Below are 1,297 nucleotides of genomic sequence, written 5' to 3'. Positions count from 1 at the left end.
CGTCGCCGACGTGCTCGCCCGCTACCCGGCCGCCCCCGGCGGCGGCGGGCGGGTCGGCGCGCTCCTGCGGGACCTGGACGCCCTGATCCGCCCACCCCACCAGCTGTCCGGGCCGGATCGTCCCGGACGGCCTCGGACCGCACCCGACCAGCCGCCGGGGCCGGGGCGGTGTCCGGGGCCGTACCGGCAGGGGCCGGGGGCGGCATCCCCGCCATGAGCCGCGCGGACGGCGAGCGGCGGCGGGCGGTCGCGGTGAACATGCAGAGGTGGAACACTCTCGACGCCTCCGGCAGGCCGCGGCCCCGTCCCGTCGACCACGCGCTCGCATCGCCGTGCCGCGTGGCGAGGTACGGCTGCGCCGCGCCGGAGGCACGTCCGCCGCGCCCCTGCGGCGGACGGCCGAGCGGTGGCCGCCACCCGACCCCTTCGGACCAGAGGAGAGCGCGCCGTGAGAATTCACCTGACCAGCGTCTTCGTCGACGACCAGGCCAAGGCCGAGCACTTCTACACCGAGATCCTCGGCTTCGTGAAGAAGTACGACGTGCCGGTGGGCGGCGGGGCCCGCTGGCTCACCGTCGTGGCACCCGACGACCCCGACGGCACACAGCTCCTCCTGGAGCCGGCCGGTCACCCGGCCGTCGCCCCCTACCGCGACGCGCTCGTGCGGGACGGCATCCCGCTCGCCCAGTTCGCCGTCGACGACGTCGAGGCGGAGTACGAGCGGCTGCGCGGCCTCGGCGTCGACTTCCTCCAGGAGCCCACGGCGATGGGCACGGTCACCACCGCCGTCTTCGACGACACCTGCGGCAACCTCATCCAGATCGCCACCCAGCCGGACTGACGCGCCCGGTCACGGCGCGCCGGTGACGACGAGCGACACGTTCTGCCCGCCGAAGCCGAACGAGTTGCTGAGCACGGCCCGCTGCGGGGCGTCCCGCCGCTCCACGACCACATCGAGACCGAGGCCGGGATCGACGCCCGCCCCGGCGAGGTTGCGGGTCGGCGGGACGACTCCGTGCTCCACGCTCAGCACGGCGATGACGGCCTCGATCGCCCCCGCCGCGCCGAAGAGGTGCCCGAGCGACGCCTTGGGCGCGGTCACTGAGGCGTGCCCGAAGACCTCCCGGATCGCGCGCGCCTCGGCGGCGTCGCCGACCGGGGTGCCGGTGGCGTGGGCGTTGACGTGGCCGATCGCGCCGGGGGCGATCCCGGCCCGGGCGAGCGCCTTGCGCATCGCGGAGATCTGGCCGGAGCCGTCCGGCGCGGGCGCGGTGATGTGGTGGGCGTCGGCGGCGAT

At 76.0% G+C, this 1,297-nt stretch carries 1 protein-coding gene and 1 pseudogene; one reads left to right on the top strand and one right to left on the bottom strand.

Going from position 1 to position 1,297, the window contains the following annotated elements:
* The first annotated feature begins 448 nt into the window (after positions 1–448).
* Complete coding sequence (locus tag MHW47_RS35495; RefSeq protein ID WP_239227914.1) at positions 449–841, top strand: VOC family protein; 393 nt, start codon at positions 449–451, stop codon at positions 839–841.
* 9 nt (positions 842–850) lie between these two features.
* Here MHW47_RS35495 and MHW47_RS35490 read toward each other — a convergent pair.
* Positions 851–1,297: pseudogene (locus MHW47_RS35490) on the bottom strand (beta-ketoacyl-ACP synthase); the annotation flags it as partial.

Source organism: Streptomyces sp. OfavH-34-F (assembly GCF_022347745.1).
GTDB lineage: Bacteria > Actinomycetota > Actinomycetes > Streptomycetales > Streptomycetaceae > Streptomyces.
This window is presented reverse-complemented; position numbering and strand designations above follow the sequence as displayed.